Source organism: Ruegeria spongiae (assembly GCF_023502395.1).
Lineage (GTDB): Bacteria > Pseudomonadota > Alphaproteobacteria > Rhodobacterales > Rhodobacteraceae > Ruegeria_C > Ruegeria_C spongiae.
Genome location: NZ_JAMFMB010000026.1, coordinates 25,346 through 46,179, shown reverse-complemented (window position 1 = coordinate 46,179; position 20,834 = coordinate 25,346). Strand labels below are relative to the sequence as shown.

The 20,834-nt window shown below is 62.7% G+C and carries 20 protein-coding genes; 13 read left to right on the top strand and 7 right to left on the bottom strand.

The window, feature by feature from the left end:
- Nucleotides 1-101 precede the first annotated feature (101 nt).
- Together dprA and tldD are read right to left on the bottom strand one after the other, a co-directional pair.
- Entirely contained in the window at nt 102-1,253 is a 1,152-nt protein-coding gene (dprA, locus tag M3P21_RS17515) for a DNA-processing protein DprA (protein ID WP_249712013.1), read from the bottom strand.
- 96 nt (nt 1,254-1,349) lie between these two features.
- Nucleotides 1,350-2,771 carry a metalloprotease TldD gene (tldD, locus tag M3P21_RS17510; protein ID WP_249712010.1) on the bottom strand — a complete coding sequence of 474 codons (1,422 nt, stop codon included), beginning with the start codon at nt 2,769-2,771 and terminating at the stop codon, nt 1,350-1,352.
- Between the two features lie 175 nt (nt 2,772-2,946).
- On the opposite strand from tldD, the gene coxB reads away from it, so the two are divergent.
- The 11 genes from coxB (at nt 2,947) to M3P21_RS17455 (ending at nt 12,847) form a co-directional block, all read left to right on the top strand.
- Nucleotides 2,947-3,783, top strand: coding sequence for a cytochrome c oxidase subunit II (gene coxB, locus M3P21_RS17505; RefSeq protein WP_249712008.1), 837 nt, complete (start codon nt 2,947-2,949; stop codon nt 3,781-3,783).
- Between the two features lie 70 nt (nt 3,784-3,853).
- Nucleotides 3,854-4,810, top strand: coding sequence for a heme o synthase (gene cyoE / locus M3P21_RS17500; protein WP_249712007.1), 957 nt, complete (start codon nt 3,854-3,856; stop codon nt 4,808-4,810).
- A complete protein-coding gene (locus M3P21_RS17495; protein ID WP_249712006.1) occupies nt 4,807-4,968 on the top strand; it encodes a cytochrome c oxidase system small membrane protein in 162 nt (53 codons plus the stop codon). The genes cyoE and M3P21_RS17495 overlap by 4 nt, the downstream gene beginning before the upstream one ends.
- Complete coding sequence (locus M3P21_RS17490; protein WP_249712003.1) at nt 4,968-5,543, top strand: cytochrome c oxidase assembly protein; 576 nt, start codon at nt 4,968-4,970, stop codon at nt 5,541-5,543. The genes M3P21_RS17495 and M3P21_RS17490 overlap by 1 nt, the downstream gene beginning before the upstream one ends.
- Before the next feature lie 22 nt (nt 5,544-5,565).
- Nucleotides 5,566-6,381 carry a cytochrome c oxidase subunit 3 gene (locus tag M3P21_RS17485; RefSeq protein WP_249712001.1) on the top strand — a complete coding sequence of 272 codons (816 nt, stop codon included), beginning with the start codon at nt 5,566-5,568 and terminating at the stop codon, nt 6,379-6,381.
- 204 nt (nt 6,382-6,585) lie between these two features.
- Nucleotides 6,586-7,263, top strand: coding sequence for an SURF1 family protein (locus tag M3P21_RS17480; RefSeq protein WP_249711999.1), 678 nt, complete (start codon nt 6,586-6,588; stop codon nt 7,261-7,263).
- Nucleotides 7,260-8,648: a threonine synthase gene (gene thrC, locus M3P21_RS17475; RefSeq protein ID WP_249711997.1), complete on the top strand. Its 1,389-nt coding sequence runs from the start codon at nt 7,260-7,262 to the stop codon at nt 8,646-8,648. The genes M3P21_RS17480 and thrC overlap by 4 nt, the downstream gene beginning before the upstream one ends.
- Nucleotides 8,645-9,907, top strand: a complete 1,263-nt coding sequence (locus M3P21_RS17470; protein WP_249711995.1) for a M16 family metallopeptidase — start codon at nt 8,645-8,647, stop codon at nt 9,905-9,907. Before thrC ends, M3P21_RS17470 begins: the two co-directional genes overlap by 4 nt.
- Nucleotides 9,907-10,491, top strand: coding sequence for a GNAT family N-acetyltransferase (locus M3P21_RS17465; protein WP_249712057.1), 585 nt, complete (start codon nt 9,907-9,909; stop codon nt 10,489-10,491). The genes M3P21_RS17470 and M3P21_RS17465 overlap by 1 nt, the downstream gene beginning before the upstream one ends.
- A gap of 86 nt (nt 10,492-10,577) precedes the next feature.
- Complete coding sequence (locus M3P21_RS17460; RefSeq protein WP_249711993.1) at nt 10,578-11,396, top strand: MBL fold metallo-hydrolase; 819 nt, start codon at nt 10,578-10,580, stop codon at nt 11,394-11,396.
- A 38-nt stretch (nt 11,397-11,434) separates the two neighbouring features.
- Complete coding sequence (locus M3P21_RS17455) at nt 11,435-12,847, top strand: FAD-binding oxidoreductase (RefSeq protein WP_249711991.1); 1,413 nt, start codon at nt 11,435-11,437, stop codon at nt 12,845-12,847.
- Nucleotides 12,848-12,929: 82 nt separating this feature from the next.
- Here M3P21_RS17455 and M3P21_RS17450 read toward each other — a convergent pair whose 3' ends face one another.
- Both M3P21_RS17450 and M3P21_RS17445 read right to left on the bottom strand, forming a co-directional pair.
- On the bottom strand, nt 12,930-13,469 hold the full coding sequence (locus M3P21_RS17450) for an adenine phosphoribosyltransferase (RefSeq protein WP_249711989.1): 540 nt from the start codon (nt 13,467-13,469) through the stop codon (nt 12,930-12,932).
- An 80-nt stretch (nt 13,470-13,549) separates the two neighbouring features.
- On the bottom strand, nt 13,550-14,179 hold the full coding sequence (locus M3P21_RS17445) for a LysE family translocator (RefSeq protein WP_249711987.1): 630 nt from the start codon (nt 14,177-14,179) through the stop codon (nt 13,550-13,552).
- Nucleotides 14,180-14,355: 176 nt separating this feature from the next.
- On the opposite strand from M3P21_RS17445, the gene M3P21_RS17440 reads away from it, so the two are divergent.
- Nucleotides 14,356-15,228, top strand: coding sequence for an alpha/beta hydrolase (locus M3P21_RS17440; protein WP_249711985.1), 873 nt, complete (start codon nt 14,356-14,358; stop codon nt 15,226-15,228).
- A 26-nt stretch (nt 15,229-15,254) separates the two neighbouring features.
- Here the strand turns inward: M3P21_RS17440 and M3P21_RS17435 are convergent, their stop codons facing one another.
- The 3 genes from M3P21_RS17435 to M3P21_RS17425 form a co-directional block, all read right to left on the bottom strand.
- Entirely contained in the window at nt 15,255-16,274 is a 1,020-nt protein-coding gene (locus tag M3P21_RS17435) for a DUF418 domain-containing protein (RefSeq protein ID WP_249711983.1), read from the bottom strand.
- Nucleotides 16,271-17,143, bottom strand: coding sequence for an S-methyl-5'-thioadenosine phosphorylase (locus M3P21_RS17430; RefSeq protein WP_249711981.1), 873 nt, complete (start codon nt 17,141-17,143; stop codon nt 16,271-16,273). Before M3P21_RS17430 ends, M3P21_RS17435 begins: the two co-directional genes overlap by 4 nt.
- A gap of 68 nt (nt 17,144-17,211) precedes the next feature.
- A complete protein-coding gene (locus M3P21_RS17425; RefSeq protein WP_249711979.1) occupies nt 17,212-18,951 on the bottom strand; it encodes a hypothetical protein in 1,740 nt (579 codons plus the stop codon).
- 176 nt (nt 18,952-19,127) lie between these two features.
- On the opposite strand from M3P21_RS17425, the gene M3P21_RS17420 reads away from it, so the two are divergent.
- Nucleotides 19,128-20,762: a SulP family inorganic anion transporter gene (locus M3P21_RS17420; protein WP_249711977.1), complete on the top strand. Its 1,635-nt coding sequence runs from the start codon at nt 19,128-19,130 to the stop codon at nt 20,760-20,762.
- Nucleotides 20,763-20,834 lie beyond the last annotated feature (72 nt).

The following is a 20,834-nucleotide window of genomic DNA, read 5'->3' as shown; positions in this document are numbered from 1 at the left end:
CGCGATTTTCTGCGACGGGCCGAGGCGGAAGGCTGTCGAAATGGGGGCGTCAGAAACTGGGAATTCCGGTCTGCGATGCTGTTGCGGGTGCGAACCGGCGATCAATTTGCCAGTGCCAGCAGCCCACCTGCCTGCCGTTGAATCTTGCCGTCCAGTTCCAGATCGACAATGGCAGGACCGACATCCCCGGGCGCGGCGCCGATATCGCGGATCAGCTGGTCTTCGGCAATCGGCGAGGGGCCAAGGCGGTTCAGGATCTGGCCATGCAGTTGCGCAGTGTCGCCCAGGCTGCGTGTTTGTGGCGTTTGCGGCAGGTCCTGCATCAGATCGTTCAGGTCGGGCTGCGGCGCGGCAGGCTCTTCGGTGGGCAGTGCCGCGATCACGTCCTCGGCGTTGCGCACCAGTTGCGCGCCATCGCGGATCAGATGGTTGCAGCCCGCCGCGCGCGCGTCGAACGGATGGCCGGGCACCGCCAGCACCTCGCGGCCCTGATCCAACGCATCGCGCGCGGTGATCAGGCTGCCGGACTTGGCGGCGGCCTCGACCACGACAACGGCCTGCGCCAGGCCCGAGATGATCCGGTTGCGACGCGGGAAATGCCGCGCTTGTGGCGACAGGCGGGCAGGTTGCTCGGAAATCCGCAGGCCTTGCGCGGCGATATTCTCTGCAAGATGGGTGTTTTCGGCCGGGTAGATCACATCGACCCCGCCTGCCATGACGGCAATGGTTCCGGTCTCGAGCGCGGCGGTATGGGCGGCGGCGTCGATGCCGCGGGCCAGTCCCGAGACAACCACAAAGCCTTTCGCGCCCAGATCATGGGCCAGCGCCCGCGCCATCCGCGTCCCAAGAGAAGAACTGTTGCGCGCGCCCACCAGCGCGATGATCGGACGGTGCAGCAGCGACACGTCGCCCAACGCCCAGAGAATCGGGGGGGCATCATTGAGGTCGATCAACTGACGCGGGTAGTCCGGATCGCCCAGGCACAAAAGCCGCGCGCGGGCGGCTTTTGCGGCCTTGAACTCTGCCTCGACCACGCCGGGCGGGCATGTTTCGTAATCCTCGACCCCGGCTTTGCGCGCCACTTCAGGCAGCGCCGTCAGCGCATTCTGCGCCGTGCCGTGTTCCGACATGAGCCGACGAAAGGTCGCCGGACCAACCCGTCTCGAGCGCAGAAGACGGAGCCACGCAAAACGATCCTCTTCCGTGGTGGGTGGGAGTGGGGGGTGATAGGAAGAAATGTGATCTTCGGTCATCCGTGGCTCCGCTTCTGTGCAGAACCGGTGTACGACTCACGAGGTTAACATCCTATGAATCGGTGCAAATTTGCCGAAGATTGTCGAATTTCCCGCTCAGGCCGCCGATCCGCCAACGGTCAGACCGTCCATCAGCACGGTCGGCTGGCCCACGCCCACGGGCACCCATTGACCATCCTTGCCACAGGTGCCCATGCCGGGATCAAGCGCCATGTCATTGCCCAACCCGCGCACCTGCCGCAGCGCCGAGGGGCCATCGCCAATCAACGTCGCGCCCTTGACCGGCGCGCCGATCTTGCCGTTCTCGACCCGGTAGGCCTCGGTGCAGGAGAACACGAACTTGCCGTTGGTGATGTCCACCTGACCGCCGCCAAAACCCACCGCCCAGATGCCATCCTTGATCTCGGCCACCAGATCCTCGGGCTTTGCATCGCCGCCCAACATCACCGTGTTGGTCATACGCGGCATCGGTTTGTGGGCAAAACTCTGACGCCGCCCGTTGCCGGTTGGGTCCACGCCCATCAGTCGCGCGTTCTGCCGGTCCTGCATATATCCCACCAAAATCCCGTCCTCGATCAGCGTGGTCCGGCCCGAAGGCGTGCCCTCGTCGTCCACCGAGATCGAGCCGCGCCGGTCCGGGATCGTGCCATCATCCAGAACGGTCACACCTTTGGCGGCCACCTGCTGGCCCATCAGCCCGGCAAAGGCGGAACTTCCCTTGCGGTTGAAATCGCCCTCCAGCCCGTGGCCGATCGCCTCGTGCAGCAGGATGCCGGGCCATCCCGGTCCCAGCGCCACCTCCATCACGCCGGCAGGGGCAGGCACCGCCTCAAGGTTCACCTTGGCGATTCTCAAGGCCTCGCGCGCCTTGGCCTGCCAGTCCACCGGGTCGATCAGCCCATCGAGCCCCACACGACCACCGCCACCGGCAGAGCCGCTTTCGCGGCGTCCGTCCTGTTCGACAATGACCGAGATGTTCAGCCGGGTCATCGGGCGCGTGTCGCGCACCACCGCGCCGTCGGGGCGCAGGATTTCGACCTCTTGCAGCGAGGCGGCGATTGAGGCGGTCACCTGTACCACCCTTGCGTCAAGGTCGCGAGTAAAGGCGTCGATTTCGCGAAGTGTGTCGATCTTGACCGGAAACTCGGCCGAGGTGATCGGGTCGTGATCGGTGTAAAGCCTTGTGTTGGTAGGGGCGGGGCCATCGGCCAACGTGCCGCCGCCATCTCCCACGGCCAGACGCGCGGTCTCCGCCGCCCGCCGCAGCGCCGGGATCGAGACATCGGTGGAATGGGCATACCCGGCCACCTCGCCTCGAACCGCGCGCAGTCCGAACCCCTCGGCCGCGTCATAGGACGCGCTGCGCAGCCGCCCGTCGTCAAACGTCAGCGACTCGGACCGGCGGCGTTCGACAAACAGCTCGCCATCATCGGCACCCCCGGTCGCGTGCCGCAGTACATCCAGCGCCTCATCCTGCGGAAGTGCGGTCTCGAAGGGGCGGAACGGGGTCTCTGACATGCGTTTGGCCTCTTTATTTGATCCAGATCAAAAATAGCGTCTGTTTGACGCAAGCATTTTGCTTTATCTGCCTCCCGGAATATGGTTTTTACCGCAGCCAATGACAACGGTCGGAATCTGAATTGATTCATCTCGGCCGGACAGGGACGCAAAGATCAACCGATCAGGACAGAAAATGAAGAACGTTTTGACGCTTTCGGGGCTTCTCGCCACCCTTACGAGCCTACCCGCCATGGCGCAGGAGCTTGAGATAATCGGCAAGCCCGTTGACGGTGCAGTTGGCTTTCAGCCCGCCGCGACCGAACTGGCCCGCGACTTGCAATGGCTGGATGGCCTGATCCTGGTGATCATCACGGTCATCTGCGTGTTTGTCGCCGGTTTGCTGCTGTATGCGATTTTTCGCTATAACAGCCGCGTGAACCCGACCCCGGCGAAGTTTTCGCATTATACCCCGGTCGAGATCGCCTGGACTATCGGGCCGATCCTGATCCTGGTGTTGATCGGGGCCTATTCGCTGCCGGTTCTGTTCAAGCAGCAGGAAATCCCCGAGGCGGACCTGACCATCAAGGTCACCGGCTACCAGTGGTACTGGGGCTACGAATATGTCGATCACGAGTTCGAGTTCGAAAGTTTCATGCTGGACCGCGAGGGGCTGGAAGAGGCCGGTTACAGCCAGGATGAATACCTGCTGGCCACCGACACGGCCGTGGTCGTTCCGGTAGGCAAGATCGTGGTGATGCAGGTCACCGGGGCGGACGTGATCCACTCCTGGACCATTCCCGCCTTCGGCGTGAAGCAGGACGCGGTGCCGGGCCGTCTGGCGGAACTGTGGTTCAAGGCCGACAAGGAAGGCATCTATTTCGGCCAGTGTTCCGAACTGTGCGGCAAGGACCACGCCTATATGCCGATCACCGTCAAGGTCGTCAGCCAGGAGGTCTATGACGCATGGCTCAAGGGTGCGATCGACGAATATGCCGGTCTGCCGCAAAGCTATCAGGTGGCCGCGCAGTAACAGCGGCCCACCGCACTGAAACGATGCAGGGTGCGTGATTTCACGCACCTTTTGACCCAAAAGGACCAAGATGAGCGACGCGAGCATCAACGCCAGCACAGCCCAGAGCGCGGGCCGCGAGGACGAGGCCAGCTTCGGCGATTACTTCGCCCTGCTGAAGCCCCGCGTGATGTCGCTTGTGGTGTTCACGGCGCTGGTTGGCCTGCTGGCCGCGCCGGTCCCTGTGCATCCGTTCATCGGCTTTTGCGCAATCCTGTTCATTGCCATCGGTGGCGGGGCCTCCGGCGCGCTGAACATGTGGTGGGACGCCGATATCGACCGGGTGATGAAGCGGACCAAGGGCCGCCCGATCCCCGCTGGCAAGATCGAACCGGGCGAGGCCATGGCGCTGGGTCTGGCGCTGTCGGGGCTCAGCGTGATCATGCTGGGTCTAGCGACCAATGTCTTTGCTGGCGCGTTTCTGGCTTTCACCATCTTCTTCTACGCCGTGGTCTACACCATGTGGCTCAAGCGTTCGACGCCGCAGAACATTGTGATCGGTGGCGCGGCAGGGGCCTTCCCGCCGGTGATCGGCTGGATCGCTGCAACCGGGTCGATGTCGGTGGAACCGTGGCTGATGTTCGCGCTGACCTTCATGTGGACACCACCGCATTTCTGGGCGCTGGCGCTGTTCATGCGCAGCGATTACGACGATGCGGGCGTGCCGATGCTGACCGTGACCCATGGCCGCCGCGCCACACGGGTGCATATTCTGGTCTATACGATCCTGCTGGCGCTGCTGGCGGTGGGCACGTCCTTTTCGGGCATCGGCGGCCCGATCTATCTGGCGGTGGCGCTGGTGCTGAACGCTCTGTTCCTGCGCGGCGCCTGGCGCATCTGGCGCCGGGATGAAGTCATGTCCGAGGCGGATAATTTCAAGGTCGAGCGCGGATTCTTCAAACTGTCGCTGCTCTACCTCTTCCTGCATTTCGGCGCGATCCTTGCTGAGGCGCTGCTCAAACCTTACGGTCTGGGAGGCTGGTCATGAGCCTGCGCCAGCCCCATGAACTGCACAAGCGTCGCCATGGCCGCAACCTGGGCGTGGCCCTGACGCTGGCGGCCTTTATCGTGATCGTGTTCGGTCTGACCGTGGTCAAGGTGACCCGCGGCGATTTTGAGCCACCGCGCGACGAGGTATCCAACTGATGGCGCTGAGCGGTCCCCAGAAGACAGTGATGCAGACCGTGGGCGTTGTGGTGCTGATGGGCAGCCTCGCCTGGGCCTCGGTGCCGTTCTACGACTGGTTCTGCCGGGTCACCGGCTTTGGCGGGGTCACCGGGGTTTCCGCCGCAGGGGCGGATACCGTTCTCGACCAGACCATCAAGGTGCGCTTCGACGCCTCGAAAGAACGCGACATGCCGTGGGAGTTCACCCCGGTCGAGCGCGAGATGGAACTGCGCATCGGCGAAACCGGGCTGGCCTTTTACGAGGCCTACAATCCAACGGATCGACCCATTGCTGGGCAGGCGTCCTATAATGTGACGCCCTACACGGCGGGCGGTTTCTTCGACAAGATCGACTGTTTCTGCTTTGAAGAGCAGGTGCTGCAGCCCGGCGAACGGGTGCAGATGCCGGTCACCTTCTTTGTCGATCCCGAGATCGTCGCGGACCGGGACGGCAAATATGTACATACGATCACGCTGTCGTATACGTTCTACGAAATAGATCTGCCCGAGGGCTACGCCGCCCTTGATACGCAGGCGCAAACCACTCCGAATTAAGGCCGCAAGGTGAGGGACACTCATGGCACATGCTAAGAACCACGACTATCACATTCTGACCCCCTCGATCTGGCCGCTGATCGGTGCGCTCAGCGGCTTTGTCATGCTGTTTGGCGCGGTTCTGTGGATGCACGGGATCACCGCTTGGATGTTCTGGGGGGGCCTGGTCGGCGTTCTCTACACCATGTTTGCCTGGTGGTCCGAAGTGGTGGTCGAAAGCCACGTTGGCGATCACACGCCCGTCGTGCGGATCGGTCTGCGCTATGGCTTCATCCTGTTCATCATGTCCGAGGTGATGTTCTTCTTCGCCTGGTTCTGGTCCTTCTTCAAACACCGTATCTACCCGATGCAGGACTATATCGGGTCTGAATATACCGCCCCTGCGATCCACGCAGTGGACCCGTTCCACCTGCCGCTGATCAACACACTGGTTCTGCTGCTGTCGGGCTGTGCCGTGACCTGGGCGCACCACGCGCTGGTGCATGAGGGCGACCGCAAGGCGCTGGTGCAGGGGCTGGCCATCGGCATCGTTCTGGGCATCGCCTTTACCGCGCTGCAGGCGTTTGAATATGCCGAGCTGCTGCTGCACGAAGACTGGACCTTTGGTGGCGATCAGTTCTATTCGAACTTCTTCATGGCGACCGGGTTCCACGGGTTCCACGTGGTCATCGGCACGATCTTCCTGACGGTCTGTCTGATCCGCGCCCTGCGGGGTGATTTCACCCCCGAAAAGCATGTGGGCTTCGAGGCGGCGGCCTGGTACTGGCACTTCGTGGACGTTGTCTGGCTGTTCCTGTTCGTTGCCGTCTATATCTGGGGACAGGCACCGCTCTACTAACGTGCAAGAGATAACGGGCAAGGCGTTCAAGCGCCTTGTCCCGACGGGCACCAAATTGCCTGCAAGCCGCTTTCGAGCGGCTTTTTTGCGGCCCGACGCCCGGTCCTGCCACCCACATGCGAATTGCGTATTGCAAATTGCCTCAAGGCGCAGGAAACAAGGCCAATTGGCGCATTACCGCGCCTTAGGACCTCGGACCGAATGATGCACCGCATTCTTTTTCTGTTGCTATTTGGACTGGCCGGGTTCGGTACGCTGGTTGCGCTTGGCACCTGGCAGACGCAGCGGCTGAGTTGGAAAGAGCGTATTCTGGCCGATATCGACGCGCGCATCAGCGCCGCGCCCGTCGCCCTGCCGCTTCGCCCCGATCCCGAGGATGACCGCTACCTGCCGGTCGCTCTGAGCGGTGAGATGCTGGCGGGCGAGGTGCCGGTGCTGGTCTCGGTCAAGCAGGTCGGTCCGGGCTATCGCATCATCGCCCCGTTTGAGACCGAGGGGCGCCGGATTCTGGTGGACCGGGGCTTTGTTGGCATCGAAGACCACACAACATCGCGCGCGCTTGGTCCAATGGAGCTCTCCGGCAATCTGCATTGGCCGCAGGAGATCGACAGCTACACGCCCGAGCCGGACTTGAAGGAAAACATCTGGTTCGCCCGCGATGTGCCCGCATTGGCCGAGGCGCTCGGCACCGAGCCGGTGCTGTTGATCGCGCGCAACGTGACCGATCCGGGCATCACGCCACTGCCTGTGGCCAGCGCCGGTATCCCGAACGACCATCTGCAATACGCCGTCACCTGGTTTGGCCTTGCCGCCGTCTGGGCCGGGATGACGGGGTTCTTCCTGTGGCGCACCCGCGCCCGACCTGAAAGCGAGACCGCATGAAATACATCTCGACCCGCGGGCAGGCGCCCGAACTGAGTTTTGAGGAGGCGATGCTGACCGGGCTTGCGCGTGATGGTGGCCTCTATTTGCCAGCCGAGATCCCGCAGTTGAGCCACGACGAGATCGCCGCGCTGGCGGGGCAGTCTTACGAGGAAATCGCCTTTCGCGTGATGTGGCCCTATGTGAGCGGGTCGTTCTCCGAGCAGGAGTTTCGCGACATCATCTCCCGCGCTTATGCGGGGTTCGACCATGACGCCCGCGCGCCGCTGAAACAGCTTAACGAGAACCACTTCCTGCTGGAGCTGTTCCACGGCCCGACGCTGGCCTTCAAGGACTTCGCCATGCAGCTGATCGGCCAGCTGTTCCAGGTGGCGCTGAAGAAGCGCGGCGAGCGGGTGACCATCGTGGGGGCGACGTCTGGTGATACCGGCTCTGCCGCGATCGAGGCGTTCCGGGGGCTGGACGCGGTGGATGTGTTCATCCTCTACCCCCATGGCCGCGTGTCCGAGGTGCAGCGCCGCCAGATGACCACGCCCGCCGACAGCAATGTGCATGCGCTGGCCGTGGATGGTGATTTCGATGATTGCCAGGCCGCGCTCAAGGACATGTTCAACGATTTCGACTTCCGCGATGGCGTCAGGCTGGCTGGTGTGAACTCGATCAACTTCGCCCGGGTGCTGGCGCAGATCGTCTATTACTTCTCTGCCGCCGTCAGCCTCGGCGCACCGCATCGCAAGGTCAGCTTTACCGTGCCGACCGGCAATTTCGGCGATATCTTCGCGGGCTATCTGGCCAAGCGCATGGGGCTGCCCATCGACCGGCTGGTGGTGGCGACCAATCAGAACGACATCCTGCACCGCTGCCTGTCGGGGCAGGGGTATCACAAGGGCGACACCATCCCCTCGATCAGCCCGTCGATGGACATTCAGGTCAGTTCGAACTTCGAACGCGCGCTCTACTACGCTTATGATCAGGACAGCCGCGCCATCGCTGCCTTGATGGACGAGCTTAAAGCGGGCGGCTTCGACGTGAGCCAGGGCGCGCTGCAAGCGCTGCATGAGAGCTTTGATTCGGGCCGGGTTTCGGAAGACGAGACGATGGCGGCAATAAAATCGACATTGGCGTCGAGCGGTGAGCTGCTTTGCCCGCATTCCGCCATCGGCGCTAAGGTCGCGGAAGATCAGCGCAAAAGTGACGTGCCGATGATCACGCTGGCCACCGCCCACCCCGCGAAATTCCCCGCAGCGGTCGAGAAGGCCAGCGGCGTGTTTCCGCCTCTTCCCCCGCGCATGTCGGACCTGTATGAGAGGTCGGAACGGGTGACCCGCATCGCCAATGATCTGGGCACCATCCAAGAGCATATCAAAGGGCATATACCTGCGTGACGGTACAACAGGATCAACTGGCCAACGGATTTCGCATTGTCAGTGAACACATGCCGGGGCTGCAATCGGCGGCCATTGGCATCTGGGTGACCGCCGGTGGGCGGCATGAGCGGATCGAACAGAACGGCATTGCGCATTTCCTTGAACATATGGCGTTCAAGGGCACCGCGCGCCGCAGCGCCTTGCAGATCGCCGAGGCGATCGAGGATGTGGGCGGCTATATCAATGCCTATACCTCGCGCGAGGTGACCGCCTATTACGCCCGCGTCCTGAAAGAGGACGTGGCGCTGGCGATGGATGTGATCGGCGACATCGTGATGAACCCGATCTTTGACCCTCGCGAGATTGAGGTCGAGCGTGGCGTGATCCTACAAGAGATTGGTCAGGCCCATGACACGCCTGACGACGTGATCTTTGACTGGCTGCAGGAAGAAAGCTATCGCGACCAGCCTCTGGGTCGGACCATCCTTGGCCCCACCGAACGGGTCAGCAGCTTTTCCCGCGATGATCTGTCGGCTTTTGTCGCCGAGCATTACGGCCCGGAAGAGATGATCCTGTCTGCCGCCGGGGCCGTCGATCACGACGCGCTGGTCAAGGCGGCCGAGCAGATGTTCGGGCACCTGCAGCCCCGCAAGGGCCTGATCGCCGAACCTGCCCGTTTCATTGGCGGCGAGGCGCGGCGCGACAAGGAGTTGGAACAGGCTCATTTCGCGCTGGCGCTCGAAGGGCCGGGATATCGCGATGACGAGATCTATACCGCGCAGATCTATTCCAGCGCGCTGGGTGGCGGTATGTCCTCGCGGCTGTTTCAGGAGGTCCGCGAGGTGCGCGGCCTCTGTTACACGATCTTCGCTCAGGCTGGCGCCTACGCAGATACCGGCACCACCACGATCTATGCCGGCACCTCGGCCGGGCAGGTCGCTGAACTGGCGGCGATCACCATTGATGAAATGAAACGCGCCGCCGACGACATGAGTCAGGCAGAGGTCGCGCGGGCGCGGGCGCAGATGAAGGCCGGGATGCTGATGGGGCTGGAAAGTCCCTCGAACCGGGCCGAGCGTCTGGCGCGGCTGGTGCAGATCTGGGACGAGGTGCCCTCGCTGGACGAGGCCATCGCCAAGATCGACGCGGTGACCACGGTGGATGTCAAGGCGTTTGCCGCGCGGATGGCGGTTGATGCGCCTGCGGCGCTGGCGCTTTACGGACCTGTTGCCGACGCGCCAAGCCTTGCCGAATTGCAGGAGCGGCGGGCGGCGTGATGCTGCTGGGCAAACGCAGGCTGAAACTCGAGACCGAGCGCCTGAGCTTGCGCCCGCCGGTTCATTCCGATTTCCGCGAATGGGCGGCGCTGCGCCAGTCCAGCCGCGATTTCCTGATCCCGTGGGAGCCCAGCTGGGCCCCCGATCACCTGAGCCGCAAGGCTTTCACCAACCGGGTTTACTGGGCGCAGCGCTCGGTTGCCTCGGGCACGGCGGTGCCACTGTTTCTGTTCCGCCGCTCGGATGACTGTCTGATCGGGGCGATCACGCTGGACAATATCCGCCGTGGCCCGGCCCAGGCTGGCACATTGGGCTACTGGACCGGGGCGGCTCATGCGCGGCAGGGCTATATGCGCGAAGCAATTGGCGCGGTGGTGCATTATGCCTTTGCGCGGCTTGATCTGAGCCGGATCGAGGCCGCCTGCCTGCCGGAAAACGCGGCCTCTCGCGGGTTGCTGGAACGGTCGGGGTTCAAATATGAAGGCGTCGCGCAATCTTATCTGCAGATCGACGGGCGCTGGCGGACCCATGTGCTTTATGCCTGTCTGCGCTCGGACCGGCGCGGCAAGACGCTAACCGGGTAGGGGCGCTGCCCCCGCCGCCCGTACCGGGCGACTCCCCCGAGGTATTTTTGAACAGAAGAAAAAATGTGCCTGTGCTACAGTTGGGCATGTGGCGTGTATTCATTTTTCTATTGATGCTGGCCGGGGCGGCGGCGGCGCAAGAGCGGCGGCCGAGCCATTGCATCGCCATTGCGGATGCGGCACCGGGGATTTCGTATCTGCATAAGGCAAACTGGCAGGCGCCGGTGCCGGAATATTCGGTGCGGATCAGTTACATTGCGCATGCCAGTTTTCTGATTCAGACACGTGGCGGGCTGAATGCGGTGACCGATTTCACCGGCTTTGTCGGGTCCGCCCCGCTGATCCCCGATATCGTCACCATGAACCACGCCCATGATACCCATTGGACCGCCTTTCCCGACCCGGCGATCCCGCATGTGCTGGAAGGCTGGGGGCCATTTGGCGAAGGGATCGAGCATCACCTGGATCTGGGCGAAGTGCTGATCCGCAATGTCTCGACCGATATCCGTTCGCAATATGGCGGGCGCGAGGACAAGGGCAATTCCATTTTCGTGTTCGAGGTCGAGGGGCTGTGCATCGGGCATCTGGGTCATCTGCATCACGTGCCGAGTGACGAACAATTTGCGGCACTTGGGCGGCTGGATGTGGTGATGGCGGCGGTGGATGGTGGTACCACCATGCCGCTGCCCGAGATGATCCAGACGCTGCGGCGGCTAAAAAGCTCGGTGATCATTCCGATGCATTGGTTTTCGCGCTATTCGCTGGGCGCCTTTCTGGTCGGAATATCGGATGTCTTTGCCGTGCAGCAGCCGGGCGAAAGTTCGATCGAGGTGTCGCTGGCCACCCTGCCGGACCGACCGACGGTTATCGTGCTGGAGCCGCAATTTCTGATCGAACAGGAATAGCGGTTGCGGCTGCGGCACGGTTCGGGTGAGGGTGGCGCATGGATCTGAACCCCGCAGATGCGCGCTTTGCCGCACGGCTTGCCGAACTCTTTCCCGAGGATGTCCTGCGCCCGGTGGCACCCCGCTATCTGGAAGAGCCGCGCGGACGATGGCACGGGCAGGCCGGTGTGTTGGCCCTGCCGCATGATACCACGCAGGTCGCGCAACTGGTGCGGGCTGCTGGTGACGCGCGGGTTGGCATCGTGCCCTATGGCGGTGGCACCGGCCTGGTGGGCGGCCAGGTCAAACCGGACGGTCCCGCGCCGCTGCTGATCTCGTTGGAACGGATGACCCGGGTGCGCGGCATTTACCCGACCGAAAACGTCATGGTGGCCGAGGCGGGCGCGATCCTGGCCGATCTGCAGGCCGCGGCGGCAGAGGCGGGGCGGCTGTTTCCGCTGTCGCTGGCGGCTGAGGGTTCGGCCCGGATTGGCGGCAACCTGTCGACCAATGCGGGCGGGTTGAATGTGCTGCGCTACGGCAATGCGCGCGATCTGTGCCTGGGGCTTGAGGCGGTGCTGCCCAATGGCGAGATCTGGAACGGGCTGAGCCGGTTGCGCAAGGACAATACCGGCTATGACCTGCGCGATCTGCTGATCGGGGCCGAGGGGACATTGGGGATCATCACGGCTGCCTCGCTGAAACTGGCCCCGATCCCGGCGGCGCTTGGAACGGCGATCATGGTCGTGCCCTCTCCGGCTGCGGCGCTGGAGTTGCTGTCGCTGGCGCGCGAACAGGTGGCCGAAGGGATCAGCGCCTTTGAGTTGATCAACGGCGAGGGGCTGCGCTTTCTGACTGAGGTTCTGCCGGATGTGCGCCAGCCTTTCGACGGCACGCCCGAATGGTCGGTTTTGATCGAATTCGGCCTGTCCTCGGGCCTGAACCCGCAGGAACAATTGGAGCACCTCTTCGCCCGCGCGCTGGAACGCGGCGTTGTCCGCGACGGGCTGATCGCACAATCTCAGGCGCAGCGTCATGAGCTGTGGATGCTGCGCGAACAGATACCCGCGGCAAACCGGCTGATCGGGTCGGTGTCGAGCCATGATATCTCGATCCCGATTTCGTCGATCCCCGAGTTTATTATGCGTGGGCGCGAGGTGGTGGCGGGTCTCGGGCCGTTCCGGATCAACGCGTTTGGGCACTTAGGGGATGGCAACCTGCATTATAATGTCTTTCCGCCAAAGGGCCGGGACCGCGCCGATTTTGCCACCATGACACCGGTGGTGAAACGCGCGGTGCATGATCTGGTGGACGAAATGGACGGCTCGATCAGCGCTGAGCACGGGATCGGGCGGCTGAAGGCCGACGATCTGCAACGTTATGCTGACCCCGCCAAGCTGAGCGCCATGCGGGCGATCAAGTCGGCGCTGGACCCGTTGGGGATCATGAACCCGGGCGCTGTATTGGTTTAGAACAGGTAGGGGCGCTGCTCCACCGCCCGTTCCGGGCGACGGCCTCGGGATATCGCTGGTCAGATGAAGCCCTGTTCTTTCGCTATTCGCCGTCGAATTCGCACAAGGTATGGACATCCATGCCGAGATTTTCCAGCACTTTCCGGCCACCCAGATCAGGCAGGTCGATGATGAAGGCGCACGAGATGATCTCGCCCCCCAGACGCTCGATCAGCTTGATACCCGCTGCTGCGGTGCCGCCGGTGGCCAGCAGGTCGTCGACCACCAGAATCTTTTCGCCCGCCTGAATCGCGTCGTCGTGGATTTCGACGATGGCCTCGCCATATTCCAGCTTGTAGTCCTGACTGATGGTGGTACCGGGCAGCTTGCCTTTCTTGCGGATCGGCACAAAGCCGACGCTGAGCTGATGCGCGATGGTGCCACCCAGAATGAAACCGCGCGCCTCAAGCCCAACCACCTTGTCGATCCGCTCGCCCGCATAAGGGTGCAGCATCTGGTCGATCGCCATGCGAAACCCGCGCGGATCGGCAAAAAGCGTGGTCACGTCGCGGAACATGATCCCTTCATGCGGGAAATTGACGATGGTGCGGATGTAATCCTTGACGGTGGCGTGTTTGGGCATTGGGTGCTCTAAGTGGTTGCGACGCCTGAGGGTTTGGCGCAGTCAGGGTATTGGTGCAAGGGAAAGTGTCCGCTAACGGGTCAGGCAGGTCGTCGCAGCAGCGCTGTGGCGACACCCATTCCCATCAGCGTCACACCGCCCGCGCGGGTCAGTCCGGTCACCACTGCAGGCCGCCCCACCCAGCGCCGCAACCGGTCGGCCAGCAGCGCATAAGCCAGCGCGTTGATCGCGCCGAGGGCGACGAAGGTTGCGACAAGGATGGCGAATTGCGGCAGCAGCATCTGATCCGGGCGCAGGAATTGCGGCACGAAGGCGATGAAGAAAGCGATGGATTTGGGGTTCAGAGCCGTCACGGCAGCGGTGTGCCAGAACACGCCACGCGCGGTAACATCGCCGGTGGCCCTGACAGTCGAGAGCCCCTCGGACGGGGCGCTGCGCAGCAGCTTGTACCCCAACCACAGCAGATACGCCGCACCCACCCATTTGAGCACCGAAAACAGCGTGGCCGAGGCCATCACCAGCGCGCCCAGCCCGGCCAGCGAGGCACTCATCGCGATCAGGTCGCCAAGGGCCACCCCCGAGGCCGAGGCAACCGCGACGCTGCGGCCCTTGGAGAGCGCATAGCTCAGCACCAGCAACACGGTCGGGCCGGGGATCAGCAAAAGGGCGGTAGAGGCGGCGACAAAGGCAAGCCAAAGCTCAGGAGACATATATGGGGTCCTTATGGTTTGGCGCAGCCTGTGCAATGCGCGCGGGCTTTGCAAGTCCGGTTGGGGCGGGGCAGGTGCCAGAATGAAGAAGACTTCATTCAAGCGACAGCATTTGCGGCTTGAATGCGATGGTGCGGACAAACATTTGGAATGCAGGTGAGATGCAGGAGGAGCGGATGTCCGACACGATGAATATCAAACCCGATGCGCGCCCGACGCAGAATTCGGCCGGGCGATCCGCTGCGCGACGCATTCTGATCGGTGTTCTTGTGGCTGCAGTCGCAGCCTATCTGTCAGCAATGGCCTATATGTACCTGTTTCAACGCTCTTTTGTGTTCAAACCGGGGGGTGAGGTCGCGGCCCCTGTGGTGGCGGGGGTGCCCGAGGTATCTGTGGACACAATCCGCATGGCTGACGGGACCGAGGTGATCATCTGGACCGCCCCGCCGACCATGGAGGACGCCCCGACCGTGCTGTTCTTTCACGGAAATTCCGGCAATCTGAGCGACCGCGCAGACCGGTTCCGTCATATCCTGGACAGCGGCTATGGCCTCTATGCGCCGGGCTACCGGGGGTATCCGGGCAGCGGTGGCGCGCCCTCGGAAGTCGCGTTTGTCGCTGACGGGTTGGAACATTTCGACCGTTTGTCCGGCGGTGACGCAGCGGTGATCGTACACGGGCAGAGCCTTGGCACCGGTGTCGCAACCGCCGTCGCGGCGCAGCGCGCGGGCATCGACCTTCTGGTGCTGGAGGCGCCTTATACAGCGACGGTGGACATGGCGGCCGAGCAATATCCCTGGCTGCCGGTTTCGTTCCTGATGAAGGACCCGTTCGTATCGCGCGACCGGATCGGACAGGTCGATGCGCCGGTTTTCATCGCCCATGGCACGGCAGATGAGGTGATCCCGGTGGCCCATGGCGAGGCCTTGTTCGGTTTCGCCAACGACCCCCGCTCCCTGATGATCGTCGAAGGGGCGGATCACGGCAATCTGTGGTCGCATGGGCTCTGGGATGAGGTTCAGCGCCAGATCGACGGGAGGGGTCAGTAATGCCTGCCCGCGAGACACACGGGTTTTCAGCCAGCGCGACGTGGTTCAGTGACCCAGCGCATCAGGCCTTCCAGTGGGCCACGTGGGAAGACCTTTTGCCACATTATGGCGTAAACCGAGCACAGGGCGCAGAACCCCAGCGCGATCGCGACGATCTGCGGAGCAGTGAGCGCGCCGTCGAGCAGGCCAAGCGCGTCGAGCGTGCCCATGCCGATCAGGATATGCGCAACATAGAGCGTCAGGGCCTGTCGCCCGGGCGCGGTCAGGACGCGCCCGAGCCGCAGGCGCTCGATCAGCGGCCAGAGCTTGAGGGTGAGGCCGATGGTGACGCAGGCGGTGCCGCTTCCGGCAAGGATATAGAACGGGCCGGGCGGGATGGATTCAGTGCCCAGATAGGCCGCAAGCTCAGGCTCTTGGGTCAGATATTGTGGCACCAGCGCGACAAGCGCGGCGGCAAGACCCCATAAGATCAGGCGGTGCTGGGTGCAGACCTGGCGCAGGTCAGATCGACCGATTGCCATGCCGATCAGCAAAAACGCGGCCCAAGGCAGAACCGGGTGCCAGCCATTGAACAATGCGTTGCGCAGAAAGCCGGGCAGTGTCCACAGATCGGAATAGGTCAGCGCCTCCCAATCCCAGCCTGCGTCGTAGTTGAAGAGCAGAACCGCGATGAAAGCGGAAAGGACAATACCCAGCGCCCCTGCCCAAAGTGTCCGGGGTGGGGCGGTGAGAAACGCTGCGCCAACCACGAAGTAAAGCGCATAGAAATGCAGGATGTCAGCCTCGAAGATGGTCATGTTGACCATCCCAAGTGCCAACAGGAACGCGGCCCGGCGCAGCAACAGACCCGCGCCGATCCGCGACAGCGACACACCAATCCCCGCCAGCATCACAAACAACGCTGCCGCACGCCCTTCGAGCGCGCTGATCAGCGTCGAGGCCCAGTCGGCCCCCGGTGCGACCTCGGCCACGATCCGGAAATTGACCAGAACCATGCCGCAAAAGGCCAGATACCGAGCGGCGTCCAGCCCGTCGAGCCGTGTCACAGAATACGGCCCGCCACCGCGTCCAGCTTGGCCAGAAGCGCCGGGTCGCGCTTTTCGGGCGCGGTCAGGATCGCGTATTCCAGCGCCCGGTCGCAGCCATGAGGGCAGGGTGCGCGGGTCGCACCCAGCAGCGCAGGCAGGCCCTTGACCAGAGCGCGGCCTTTCTCGGCATTGCCGGTCAGGGTGGCGATGATGGCGGTCACATCGACTTCGCCGTGATCGGGATGCCAACTGTCGTAGTCGGTGACCATGGCGATTGAGGCATAGCAGAGCTCGGCCTCGCGGGCGAGTTTGGCCTCGGGCATGTTGGTCATGCCGATGACGTCGCAGCCCCAGTGTTCGCGATACATCTTCGATTCCGCCAGGGATGAGAATTGCGGGCCTTCCATGGCCAGATAGGTGCCGCTGCGATGGATAGTGATACCGGCCGCGCGGCCTGCGGTCTCGCAGGCGTCGCTCAAGCGCGGGCAGGTGGGGTGGGCGACGCTGACATGGGCGACGCAGCCGGTTCCGAAGAAGCTTTTCTCGCGGGCAAATGTCCGGTCGATGAACTGATCCACGATGACGAAATCGCCCGGTGCCATCTCCTCGCGGAACGAGCCGCAGGCCGAGACCGAAATCACATCCGTGACCCCCAGTCGTTTCAGCGCGTCGATATTGGCGCGATAGGGCACCTCGGTCGGCGAATGCACATGGCCGCGCCCGTGACGCGGCAGGAAAGCCATGTCGATCCCCCCCAGCGAGCCAGTCAGGATCTGGTCCGAGGGCGCGCCCCAGGGGCTTTCGACACTGACCCATTCGGGAGCTTCCAGCCCGTCGATGTCATAAATGCCCGATCCGCCGATCACGGCGATTTTTGTGCTGCTCATGGCTTGGTCCCCGATGGATGTTTTTTCGGATCGTGGCGGGGGCAGAAGCGGAATTCAACCGGGAAAACTCACTCCTGCCGGATTGCGCCGGCCAGCATGGACGCGACCAGAGCGGTGATAAGCCAGCCCGCGCCGGTGCAAAACCAGCGTGCCCACCAGAGAACTTTCCCCATTGGACCGCGGGTGGTTGAAGGTGCCCAGGCACCGGTCTGTGAGAAATTGACGATCGGGATCACCAGATCGGCGGCATAGGCCAGCGGCTGGAACGTCTCCCAATCCTGCCCCGGCGCGCTTTGTGCGGACCAGAGCGCCGCCGGGTTGCAGGCCTCGGTGCCATAACCCGGGTCCCCGCGAACGCAACGGATTCTGGCTGCCTCCTGCCAGCCCTCTGAGATCAGAACCGGACCCGAATTTGGCGCGAAAGAGCCTTCGCTCCAGGTCAGTTGCGCCATGATCGCCGCCGCAATGATCAGCCCCAACAACCAGAAGAAGCATCGAAAGGGATAATGCCCATAGCCCAGTACCACGCGCAGCATCTGGTCCCAGAGCCAGCGAAAAGCATTCACGGAGTCCCACCACAGGCTGCTAAAGCCAGTCGAAACATCCCCGTTGGGAGTGACCCGCGAGAGCAGGCGAATATGCCGCCGGATCAATTGCTCGCGCCGGAACAACACCATATTGGCGTCGCTGTCATGCCCCATGGCGCGCAGCGTATTGGCGAGATGCGTGAAGGGCTGAGGAAAGAACTCGCCCCGCCAAAAGGCACCCTTCTCCAACCACTCAATCCGGCGTTCGGCATCTGTGAAAGAGGCACTTATTCGATCATAGGTGAAGCCCGCGAGTATGAGGCGCCTGCCACCAGGCCAACTTTCGGGGTCGTCAGCCAGATCGCTGATATGAGCCGAGGCAAAACTGAGCCGTCCACTCTTGATTTTAACCTCGCGCCAGAAGAGGCCGCCCAAGACACTAAGGCGTTGCGCGTTGAGGGCTTCATCCCCTTGGGTTTCAATCTGTGCGCCGTTGCAGAGAAGCTGACCGCTGACTGTCGCACCGATCAGGGTGATTTCGCCTCTGCTGACAATCTGTCGGAGGCTTAGGTTGCCACCAACCTGAATACCTGATGCATGGAGCGCCCTGCCGTCATTAGGCTGGAACCGAGCACCTCGGCAAGCCAACTGACCGGCTATTTTAGCATCGGTCAGAGAAACCTCTCCTGTAGCGACAATATGACGGAGAATGACGTCGCTGCCTGCGCGTAATCCGTGTGCATTTAGCGCCACGGCATTGTTCGGATGAAAGCGCGCGCCCGCGCAGTCAAATTGGCCGTTCACATTTGCTTCCGAAAGAAAGACCTCTCCTATGATCTCAGTATCCCTGAGAAACAGGTGCCCCTCTATTTTGGCTCCGTGTGCGTTCAATCCTCGCAAGACGCTGCCAGCAAGGTGAAGCGCTTCGATCCGACTTTGTATGGCGCTGATCGAGGACTGAAAACGGCACGAAACCAGACTGACCAAGCCTTTGGTGAGGGCAAAACTAAAATCAAGCTCTCCCGTTGCATGCGCGCCTTTGACCATGACGCCCCAGCCGCGCACCGGATTGGCGTCGCAGCCGCCCAGGATCAGGTAACGCAAGACTTCGGCGCGGAGTTCGCGCTCGGGGCTCGGGTCACCCTCCGGGGGCAGGGTGCCATCGCCCAGGATGCACTCTTCACCCGCTGCGCAGGCGGCGATCAATTGGCGTTCGGCCGGGGTCAGCCAGTCGTCTCCGCCGAGCGCTTCGATATCCTGACAGCTGTGGATCTTGGGCATGGGCTCTCCTTCTCCGTGTGTGCACCCTAGCGAAATGCTTTGGCATGAGAAGGGCGTGCGCGGCACTTATGCGAATAACGCATGGCAGCCATGCGGCAGACGGCGTGGCTTGTGGCGGCTTAACCCTGTATGACGCCCCATCGCCGCGAACAGACCCGATATCAGGACATAAGCCCATGTTGAGCGCCCTCAAGGCAGCTTTTGAACGCCGATTCGCCTATCCCGACCTCAGATGGATGCCGGATGAGAAACTGACGCCCTCGCGTCTGCGGATAGAGCTGCTCTCGGGTCTGACGGTCGCGCTGGCGCTGGTGCCCGAAGCGGTGGCTTTTGCCTTTGTGGCGGGAGTGCATCCTCTGGTCGGGCTTTATGCGGCCTTCATGGTGGGGCTGATCACGGCGCTGATTGGCGGGCGGCCGGGCATGATCTCGGGCGCGACGGGTGCGCTGGCGGTGGTGATGGTTGCGCTGGTGGCGCAGCACGGGGTGGAATACCTGTTCGCAACTGTGGTTCTGATGGGCATCCTGCAGATCATCGCGGGCGTGATGCAATGGGGCAAGTTCATCCGACTGGTGCCGCATCCGGTGATGCTGGGCTTTGTGAACGGTCTGGCGATCGTGATCTTTCTGGCCCAGATGGGTCAGTTCAAGGTGCCCGGTTCGATGGAAAACACCGGGCACGGCATGAGCGGCGGTGAGTGGCTCTCGGGTATGCCGCTTTATCTGATGCTGGGCTTGGTGGGGCTGACCATGGCGATCATCTGGGTGATGCCACGCATCACCCGCATCGTGCCGGCACCGCTGGCCGGGATCGGCATCGTTGCCATTCTGGTGATTGCGATGGGTCTGGATGTGCCGCGCGTGGGCGATCTTGCCTCGATCCAGGGCAGCCTGCCGCCGTTTCATATTCCGATGGTGCCGCTGAACTGGGAAACCTTCGAGATCATCCTGCCCTATGCGGTCATTCTGGCCGCGATCGGGTTAATTGAATCGCTGCTGACGCTGAACCTTGTGGGTGACATGACCGGCAAACGTGGCGGGGCATCGCAGGAATGTATCGCGCAGGGCGTGTCCAATACGGTGACCGGGTTCTTTGGCGGCATGGGCGGCTGCGCGATGATCGGTCAGTCGATGATCAACGTGAAATCCGGCGGCCGGACCCGTGTGGCGGGCATTGCAGCAGCCATGTTCCTGCTGATCTTCATCCTGTTTGCCGCGCCTCTGATCGAGCAGATTCCGTTGGCGGCTCTGGTTGGCGTGATGTTCATGGTGGTGATCGGCACCTTCGCCTGGAACTCGTTCAAGATCATGCGCAGGGTGCCCTTGATGGACGCTTTCGTGATCGTGCTGGTGACCGTGGTGACGGTGATGGAAGACCTTGCCGTTGCGGTTGTTGTCGGTGTCATCGTCTCGGCGTTGGCCTATGCGTGGAACAACGCCAAGCGCATTCATGCGGTGACCCGCGAGTCGGTCACCGAGAAGGGCGCGAAGGTTTATGAGATTCAGGGACCGCTGTTCTTCGGGTCCGCAGATGGGTTTGCGGAACTATTCGACATTTCCAGCGATCCGGACACCGTGATCGTCGATTTCGCCGAAAGCCGGGTGGTGGATCAATCCGCCCTGCAGGCGATCGAGGCTGTGGCCGCCAAATACGCGGCGGCGGGCAAGACGCTGATGCTGCGCCATCTGAGCCGCGATTGCCATCAGTTGCTGACCAAGGCGGGCCAGTTGATGATCGACAGCGATGACGATCCCGAATACGGGCTGGTTGTGGATTACTCGGTGCGCACCGGCATGCTGGGCGGTCACTGAGCCGCAATCCAGCGGGGCGCGCTTATATGCGCTGACGCGCGGTTGCGAGGCTCCGCCGTCGCCATTGGCGCT

Bases quoted from the DNA above. Each gene is read 5' to 3' on its own strand.
- dprA (WP_249712013.1), bottom strand. From the start codon at position 1,253: ATGACCGAAGATCACATTTCTTCCTATCACCCCCCACTCCCACCCACC.
- tldD (WP_249712010.1), bottom strand. From the start codon at position 2,771: ATGTCAGAGACCCCGTTCCGCCCCTTCGAGACCGCACTTCCGCAGGAT.
- coxB (WP_249712008.1), top strand. From the start codon at position 2,947: ATGAAGAACGTTTTGACGCTTTCGGGGCTTCTCGCCACCCTTACGAGC.
- cyoE (WP_249712007.1), top strand. From the start codon at position 3,854: ATGAGCGACGCGAGCATCAACGCCAGCACAGCCCAGAGCGCGGGCCGC.
- M3P21_RS17495 (WP_249712006.1), top strand. From the start codon at position 4,807: ATGAGCCTGCGCCAGCCCCATGAACTGCACAAGCGTCGCCATGGCCGC.
- M3P21_RS17490 (WP_249712003.1), top strand. From the start codon at position 4,968: ATGGCGCTGAGCGGTCCCCAGAAGACAGTGATGCAGACCGTGGGCGTT.
- M3P21_RS17485 (WP_249712001.1), top strand. From the start codon at position 5,566: ATGGCACATGCTAAGAACCACGACTATCACATTCTGACCCCCTCGATC.
- M3P21_RS17480 (WP_249711999.1), top strand. From the start codon at position 6,586: ATGCACCGCATTCTTTTTCTGTTGCTATTTGGACTGGCCGGGTTCGGT.
- thrC (WP_249711997.1), top strand. From the start codon at position 7,260: ATGAAATACATCTCGACCCGCGGGCAGGCGCCCGAACTGAGTTTTGAG.
- M3P21_RS17465 (WP_249712057.1), top strand. From the start codon at position 9,907: ATGCTGCTGGGCAAACGCAGGCTGAAACTCGAGACCGAGCGCCTGAGC.
- M3P21_RS17460 (WP_249711993.1), top strand. From the start codon at position 10,578: ATGTGGCGTGTATTCATTTTTCTATTGATGCTGGCCGGGGCGGCGGCG.
- M3P21_RS17455 (WP_249711991.1), top strand. From the start codon at position 11,435: ATGGATCTGAACCCCGCAGATGCGCGCTTTGCCGCACGGCTTGCCGAA.
- M3P21_RS17450 (WP_249711989.1), bottom strand. From the start codon at position 13,469: ATGCCCAAACACGCCACCGTCAAGGATTACATCCGCACCATCGTCAAT.
- M3P21_RS17445 (WP_249711987.1), bottom strand. From the start codon at position 14,179: ATGTCTCCTGAGCTTTGGCTTGCCTTTGTCGCCGCCTCTACCGCCCTT.
- M3P21_RS17440 (WP_249711985.1), top strand. From the start codon at position 14,356: ATGTCCGACACGATGAATATCAAACCCGATGCGCGCCCGACGCAGAAT.
- M3P21_RS17430 (WP_249711981.1), bottom strand. From the start codon at position 17,143: ATGAGCAGCACAAAAATCGCCGTGATCGGCGGATCGGGCATTTATGAC.
- M3P21_RS17425 (WP_249711979.1), bottom strand. From the start codon at position 18,951: ATGCCCAAGATCCACAGCTGTCAGGATATCGAAGCGCTCGGCGGAGAC.
- M3P21_RS17420 (WP_249711977.1), top strand. From the start codon at position 19,128: ATGTTGAGCGCCCTCAAGGCAGCTTTTGAACGCCGATTCGCCTATCCC.